The sequence below is a fragment of the Methylocucumis oryzae genome (assembly GCF_000963695.1).
In the GTDB taxonomy this organism is placed as follows: Bacteria; Pseudomonadota; Gammaproteobacteria; order Methylococcales; family Methylomonadaceae; genus Methylovulum; species Methylovulum oryzae.
In genome coordinates, this window is the sequence record NZ_LAJX01000250.1 from 1 (window position 1) to 7340 (window position 7340).

Genomic DNA, 7340 nt, shown 5'->3' on the forward strand with positions numbered 1-7340 from the left:
CTGTCATCGAGGGCAGGCTTTAGCAGAATTGACCAGCCGTGCTGGAATGCAGATACATCCGAATCGCCATGTTTATGTGTTGCCTAAACATCTTGTCCGTGACCAGCCTGAATTTTCGTTGTCGGGATTTAATGCTCATAATGCAGTAAAGACGCTAACAGCAAAACTTTTGACTTTGATGAAAGGACAGGAAGAATCCACGATTCCAGCAAAACGCAGTGCTAGCACTGTCAGTTATTCAATTGATAAAAAGGTGTTTTATTCATTCGTAGACCAGCATTTGCCGCAAGTATTAGCAAACAAGCCATCGACAAAAGTCGATTTGTTCATTGAGTTGCCTTTTACGGCAAGTCCTAGTCTACGACCATTCTTAAAAATGGCAACACATGGCAATCTTATCCTTATTTACCCAGAGCAAAAGCATTTGCGCGCCGTTAACGAGCTTGCCGAGCTGCCTAGCGAGTTTCTGTGTCAGCATATTATCTACGGCCATTTAGGTTTAAAAGCCCATGAGGCTTTATCGCTTGATGGCGATTATTCGATATGGTTACGCGAACCGCTTGACCGATTAAGGTTGCATGTGGGACAGTTGAGTAAAGCGAGACAGCTTGTAGCTACTGATAATTTTAGTATTTTAACAAGTGGAATTAAGAAGCTCGATAATCCGTATACTCGGTTGTTATCAGGTCAAAATGCACCGTTTGGAAAATGCACGGCAGCCATGTTGGATGTAGCACTAGAGCGCTTAGCCCAGTTGAAGTTTATTGGATGTGTTGAAAAAACGGCAGCTTCATTTGATGCGTTATGCGCTGCATTTAACTGGGATAGAACCTTGTTCCCTAATAAGCTTAACGATACGTTTACGAAAAGCTCCGCGCTATTTGATACTGAAGAAATGGAATTAGCGGAGCCATTAATTGCGTTCGATAGGGGATTGTATGAATTTGTTTTATCGTCTCGGTATATAGCAGCTGAATAAGCCTAACTTCTGTTAAATGACGAGCGTCTATGCTCTGCTACGAACTGCTTTGCCCAAGCTTGGTTGGTTGGCGTGCGTTGTTTTTGCAGCACAGGATCTATCTTAATGTCATTTAGTTCTTCAAGGCCTACAAATTTGCAGACTTGAATGACTTTATGGGTTAAGTCTTTTTCAAGGTCTTCATAATGTAAGCGTAATGGTTTTATTCGATGGGCGGCAAAAAAGGCTTCAAATTGAGCTTCTGTCGATATAATCGAATTTAATTGCTGGGCAATTTTTTTTGCATTATAGGCAGGCATAGAATCAGTAGCAGGGGCCTTACTGGTCCATGCGCCTGTTTCCCACGCCAAATAAAGAGAAATCGCTTGCATGACTTTATTTTTCCGAGTGACATAAATAAATTTGGGTTTATTTATGTGAGTGGTTAAGTAACCTTGTTGGGCAAGATAGGCGAGATGGTGCGTACCTACTTTAGCGCCAAATACTCGGTTTTTACTGGTGGTTTCTATTTTAAAATTCAAATAGTCTTCAAACGAAGTTAAGCCGAACTTCTGTCTAGCGTTAGTTAACGGCTCAGGATTGAACATTTCACCGGGTGTTCCCATAAGACCTGTTCTGGCTAGCGTATTGGATAGTAATGTGCTGCCCGAACGATTAGTAAAGCAAATTAAATAATTCAGCCTGGGTTTTATTTTCTTATACTTTTTTGGGCCACTGATTTCTTGCTGTAAGGGTACACTAAAAATATCTTTTACGAGTTTTTCATAAGAATCTAAGTGGCTGCTATAGAGCGTGTAATCAATCATAGGTTAGGCTAAAAAGTTATCGCTGTGCAAAAGAGAAGAGTTCAATCAATGAAACTAAACGGTTAGAGCGGAGGTTTTGTAAGGATATTAAAAGGGATTCGGCCAGTGAAGAATACAGTGTCTGGCTCATTGGGGTAGGCGGCGATAGGCTAGGGGGGTGAAGCATCCGTACCCTAGCCATTCAATACCCTTAATCAGCAACGTAGATGCGCAGCAGGGAAAGCTTCTAAGCCATTAATTCGCTTCTTGAGCTTTGGCTTTTTTTCCACCCTTTGCTTTTGTGCCTTTTGCTTTAAGTTTAGATGCGCGGAAAGAAACTTTTTTACTTTTTACGGCTTGTCCGTCTTTTTGGCGTTCAACTTGCTTAACTTTGAAAATGCCTAAAGAGGGGACGACTACTTTACCATCTGTTGCTTCAGTTAATTGTTTATTTAGTTGTGAGAAAGCTGCTGAGACAATTTTAGCAGCTTTTTCATCTGTTATATCGCCTAATAATTTAGGCTTTGATTGTTTGATGAGTTCTATGATTTCAGATGCTTTCATATTTAATTTTTAATAAGTGGTGAATTATAGGTGGTTGTATTATAGATTAATCGAGTAAGTTTTTTTTTGGCTAAAACTCTGCGCAATGACAACCAATGATTAACAATATCTCGCACTAGCAATTGTGAAGTACTAGAATCGTTGTTCCGCTCAAACCATTTTTCAGCCAAGGCTATGGTTTCGGCTAAATTTAATGCAGCGAATTCCTCTTTAAGCAATAACGCTCTGTGCTGAGTATTTAGCCAGGTATTAAATGCCGAAATCTCTTCGTTCGAGAGCTGTTTCCGTATATCGTCAGAAAGTTCAGGCGAGGCTAGGGCGACAGTACCTATGATGGTATTAACGCCTTTTTTTTTGCTACTGTCGTAGGTTGTCCTGATAAATTGAATGATATTCTTACGAATACGAAAATGCATAAATGGCTCGCATTGTTTGAGTTAGGCAATATATTGCCCGATAATTTTTTGCAATGCAAGCGAAAATTGGTATAAATCCACCTTGGTAAATTTACTAAGGTGGAGCTTAGAGTTATTTTTTTACAAGAAAAATAGCATCACGGGCAGGAACAGTGATGGTGCTATCGACTGATTCGCCATTGTTTACTTCGGGGGCTTGTGAGCCTTTTAAGCGTTTGTAATAGTTTTTCTTAACGTTAGCTTGCCAGGGAGTGTTAGTCATATTGAGTAACACTAATCCGTTTTCAAATTCTCGCGACCAGCGTTCACTACTGCCTGAGTAGAGTTTGATATTGCGAATCTCTGTTTTTCCGATTTGCTCTGAAACGCCAAATACCGGTGTAGTCAACGATGAATTATTGGCAATAAAACTTAGTTTATAGGTTCGCCATTGTGCGTCGGCTAAAACAGCTAAAGGAGTTTCTTTTTTTCCTGTTACTGCCCCGGTAATAGTTATCAAACGTGGTACATGATCAAATTTTTGATTGGCATAATTCCATGAGTCATCCCCTCTCGCTTCAAATTCTAAGGTATACCCATGTCCAGGGGTTAATTTTAAGTTAATGTTTTTTGGCATAAGTTGTATACCCTGCCGCAATTTTTCAGGTAGTGCAGTAGGTGGAACTGCTTTTATGGTTGCGTTGTAACTTGTCCCTGATTGTATAGTTTCAGCAGTAAAGCTTTTGTCAGTAACCCATTCCCAACTTGCCTGGGCTAATAAATTATTTGCGTCCATATCGCTTAAGTCTTGGTGCGCCGGTGATATGGGGCGCCCTAGCCAACTCCAGTTGTGTAATTCTCCGCCATGATATTCATCCCAGTTAAAAACTCCGAATTGTTTATCATCGTCACTATCATTTTCTTCAGCGTTGGCAGGGTCAAACTTGCCTTTTTTTAAGCTGGCAAAGGCATGTGGCATATTTGTTAGGCAAGCTGCCGCAAAACCAACTCGAAAGCGGAAATCAGTTTTTGCACCATTAGGCATATACGCTTGGGCGAAAACAGTTGTGGGGCCTTTTGTGAAAGGATAGCTCACTTTTGGCGTTACTTGTGCATTTTCAGACCACAAGCGTAAATGTAAAAAGGCTTGAGAAAAACGATCATAATCATTTGTCATTGGGAATGCTTCCATTTGAATACCATTTAGGTAATTCCATCCACGCGCGCCAGCTATGGCGTCATTGCTATCAGCTTGAATGATTTTATCAGGACCTAGTAATTTTCTTAATTCACGGAAAAATACCTGCCCACCTAACCCAAAGCTATTAACACCGTTAAGGTAACCATAATCAGGAATTAAATCATTATTGGCGTCCATTGGGCTGCGCTCTGGGTAGCCCCAGGTCCAGCGGGTAACATCAAATTCAATGCCATCGGCATTAGAATCTAAAACTCTCTTAGCCATAGTACGGGCAAACCACTCCGCAGCTGTCAGGTTATCCGGGCCTCCGCGCGGACAGTCTAGGCTAAAATTGAGTTGAAATTGATTTGTCCAGTACATCATGTGGCTAGCGACTACTGCTTTTCCTGCTTTAAATGCGAGTGGTTTAGTGTTCCATTGTCCACGGCGTACTTTAATTTTACCGTTATGTATTTTTTCAAGCATTAGATGTTCTGTACGCGACCAGTCTGGTTTTCCGTTTTCATCTAGCGCATAAATAGTTAAGGCCATTTTTTTCTTGGCTTTATTAGCGCGATTTGGATTATTGCTAATACGACTGATATCTTGCACTAATAACGTATCATCGTTTGCTGAGAGGTTGTTATTAAGTAGCGTACCGGCTTTGTACAGCAAATGACCAGGCCAGATTGTCGAGAGTTCTGAATTTCCTATGCCGCCATAAGCGTCTTGTAACGTCATGATCTTATTAGGGAGTTTAGATTTTGTGGCACTTAGTTTAGCTTGCGTTCGTCCTGGAGCATGAATCCAAGCATAAGGTTGTTGTTGTTCTAATAATTTTTTGAATTCATGACTGCCTGAATCGATATTTTTAGATGCTTTAAATACCATAGCAATTGGAAACGATTCAGGAAGCTTTATTGGTGTAGCCAAGCTAATACTTGTATTCAATAGTATCAATAGGAGTACTGAATAAGTAAGTTTATTCGTCATAGGGAGTACCTGTTGTTTAGTTTGCTTATTGACGGTGAGAGGGTAGCGTATTTATCATTACGAATTTTATGTAAGGGTATTGTCCAGCCCCCTTTCATTGATTTTTATGCAAATGTAGCAAGGTACGCGATGCATACTATTTTTAAAAAATGAAATTTTTATCGTTTAGCGTATATGCCGCATTTGCTATTTTTAGATTGAATCTACGAACATTAATACCAGTGGTTTTCTTAACTTAAGAAATATCAATGTGTTGAACTTGATATATGAATTCGCGGTTGCGAAAAAAATCATGCAAATTTTTTAGACTTTTTATCAAGATTAATCTTTGTTAGGGTTCTACTCAGTGTGTCCAGTATTAATTTTTTTTAGCGTTCTACGCAGTGCTTTTAGTTGAGGCTGTAATCTTGTTTTAGCTGCCTTGGCCGTCTCTGATTGTCCTTGTTTAATCAGCCACCGATTTGCAAGCATTAGTTTTTTGGTTAAGTTTTCAATCTTAAGCAATTCCTGTTTTTGGCTATTTGATTTAACTGGTGTGTCAATAGAAGTGGTTTCGGTTGTGACCAATGCTTGTCCTTGGTCTAAGCGTAATCTTAGGGTGTGCATCCATTCTGCAATTTCTAGATGGGACATTTTAGGATGCATATTATCAATGTAGTCTTCACCGAGCAGTTTGGCTAACCAAAGTACTGTCTCGGGTGTATAAGTGATTAATTCTTTTTCAGAATGAATAGCAATAGCATCGTCTTTGTATATATCTTCCGCTAGTGATGCACCCATTCGCTGTTCTATCCATTCAATTTCAACACGGTTTTTTTCTAAAATAGGTGTAATGAGTTCTGAGCTAAAGCGTAATTTTCTTCCACTTAGTTGGCTGATTTGTTTCACGAGCAATGGAAAGCGTTTTTCTCCTACCGAATTTAAAATGAGAGCCTTACCATATCTTAAGTAGGTATATAGCAACGAAGTCGCTTCTAAGCTAAGAGATTCGTTGGTGCGGATAATATTATCTTCTTCTATATCAATATGTAAGCGCTGACAAAAATCCTTCACAACGCAACGGTCTGGAAATGAATTTGGGTCAAACTTCCAGAAATAAACATTTTCTTTGCCAAATATATGATCAAATTTTTCAAATGATTTTTTATAACGTATTTTAGGACCTTCAAGAAATCGTTTTTTGACGTTCCCTGTTTTCATAGTTTGTTGAAAAGAACTTTCTATTAAACCTTTAGGCGGACGAATATAGCTACTGCAATAATGTTTTTGGTATATTCACTCAATATGGAATATAAGGCTTGCACTTTAGAAGTATCAAAAGAACTACCTAGCATTTCTGCGGAGATAAGAATGTCTCGACCATGACTTGCTGATAATTCAGTTTTGAGCAAGTCAACTTTTTGTCGGTCTTGCTTGCGCAAGATAGAGAACATAAGCCCGCAATGATTAGCAATTCCAAAATTAGGATAATAAATATTCTTTAAGTCAGTTCTATTTTGGTACAAAGTCTGTTGAATTGAAGAGCTTCCAGTTTTTACCATTCCAAAATGCACAATAATTTTCATGTTTGTCCTTATTATTTCTTAATCATAAGTGCTTAGTTATTCTTTTAATGATGGTTGTTGTTTTATAAAAAAGGTCTGAAATGAAAAAGCAGCTAACATTTGTGTCTACTCTTCATATTTAAAAAGCTTATTCACTATTGGTAATAAGTGATTAGCTAGTAATTTGCAATATTGCTTTGGGTTGTAATGATGATTTCTGGGATTAGGGTGGCGTAATAAATTACTGACTAGTCCATCAGAGCCTTTGGAAAACTCATCTAGGTTTAAATAACTGATGCCTTTTGCTTGACACCACTGTTGTATTTGGCTGTTAAACTTGCTCGTTAACGCTGTTCTTTGTTGTTGTGTTGCTTTAATTTCAGCTCGTGCTTTAGCGATAGCACCTTCTGTTGAGTCATCTCTTAGTGTTGGTAACGGCGTACTAATCACAATAACCTGATTTTTTTGAAGGGCAGATTCGATTAATTTACAATAATTTTCAACGGCACGTTGAGCAGCATCTTCAACGTGTATATTATTTTTTTCGGCTCTATACCAAATTACAAATCCAGCATCAACCTCTCCTAAACATAATACGATTAGGCTAGCTTTAGTTTCAGATAATGCGTGTTGAAATTTAGGACCTGCTTGTGTTTTGCTATTAGGATTTTCTAGTCCTGATAAGGTAGCGCCCTCGACTGAGACCACATTCCATTTATATTGAGGGGTAATCTTTGACCAAAACGGGCGCTTAAAAATGTTTACATGAGAGTCACCTAGTACCAGAATACTTTTTTGTATTGTTTTTTTGTAGATGTGGCTATGGAGTTAGGTGATTTTGTGTGTTTTTTTTGGATGAGTTCAAAAAAATAATATCGTTGCGTGATCTGATTGCGTTTA

7 protein-coding genes and 1 pseudogene are annotated in these 7340 nt (G+C 38.7%); 1 reads left to right on the forward strand and 7 read right to left on the reverse strand.

Going from position 1 to position 7340, the window contains the following annotated elements; genetic code table 11:
- A pseudogene (locus VZ94_RS26175) lies at positions 1-979 on the forward strand (hypothetical protein); the annotation flags it as partial.
- Positions 980-981: 2 nt separating this feature from the next.
- On the opposite strand, the gene VZ94_RS19085 reads toward VZ94_RS26175, so the two are convergent.
- From VZ94_RS19085 to VZ94_RS19115, 7 genes are all read right to left on the reverse strand, one after another.
- Positions 982-1785 carry a Stf0 family sulfotransferase gene (locus VZ94_RS19085; protein WP_045780449.1) on the reverse strand — a complete coding sequence of 268 codons (804 nt, stop codon included), beginning with the start codon at positions 1783-1785 and terminating at the stop codon, positions 982-984.
- Positions 1786-2019: 234 nt separating this feature from the next.
- Positions 2020-2328 (reverse strand): hypothetical protein, encoded by a 309-nt coding sequence (locus tag VZ94_RS19090; RefSeq protein WP_045780450.1) that lies wholly within the window; start codon positions 2326-2328, stop codon positions 2020-2022.
- Between the two features lie 2 nt (positions 2329-2330).
- A complete protein-coding gene (locus VZ94_RS19095; RefSeq protein WP_045780451.1) occupies positions 2331-2744 on the reverse strand; it encodes a hypothetical protein in 414 nt (137 codons plus the stop codon).
- 112 nt (positions 2745-2856) lie between these two features.
- Positions 2857-4836 (reverse strand): hypothetical protein, encoded by a 1980-nt coding sequence (locus VZ94_RS19100; protein WP_131655645.1) that lies wholly within the window; start codon positions 4834-4836, stop codon positions 2857-2859.
- Positions 4837-5235: 399 nt separating this feature from the next.
- Positions 5236-6096, reverse strand: a complete 861-nt coding sequence (locus VZ94_RS19105) for a hypothetical protein (RefSeq protein ID WP_045780453.1) — start codon at positions 6094-6096, stop codon at positions 5236-5238.
- 23 nt (positions 6097-6119) lie between these two features.
- Entirely contained in the window at positions 6120-6461 is a 342-nt protein-coding gene (locus tag VZ94_RS19110) for a hypothetical protein (RefSeq protein ID WP_045780454.1), read from the reverse strand.
- A gap of 105 nt (positions 6462-6566) precedes the next feature.
- Positions 6567-7148 carry an SGNH/GDSL hydrolase family protein gene (locus VZ94_RS19115; RefSeq protein ID WP_052700759.1) on the reverse strand — a complete coding sequence of 194 codons (582 nt, stop codon included), beginning with the start codon at positions 7146-7148 and terminating at the stop codon, positions 6567-6569.
- Positions 7149-7340: the final 192 nt, after the last annotated feature.

What these genes read in the sequence shown, in the direction of transcription:
- VZ94_RS19085 (WP_045780449.1), bottom strand. Translation starts at nt 1,785, where the DNA reads ATGATTGATTACACGCTCTATAGCAGCCACTTAGATTCTTATGAAAAA.
- VZ94_RS19090 (WP_045780450.1), bottom strand. Translation starts at nt 2,328, where the DNA reads ATGAAAGCATCTGAAATCATAGAACTCATCAAACAATCAAAGCCTAAA.
- VZ94_RS19095 (WP_045780451.1), bottom strand. Translation starts at nt 2,744, where the DNA reads ATGCATTTTCGTATTCGTAAGAATATCATTCAATTTATCAGGACAACC.
- VZ94_RS19105 (WP_045780453.1), bottom strand. Translation starts at nt 6,096, where the DNA reads ATGAAAACAGGGAACGTCAAAAAACGATTTCTTGAAGGTCCTAAAATA.
- VZ94_RS19110 (WP_045780454.1), bottom strand. Translation starts at nt 6,461, where the DNA reads ATGAAAATTATTGTGCATTTTGGAATGGTAAAAACTGGAAGCTCTTCA.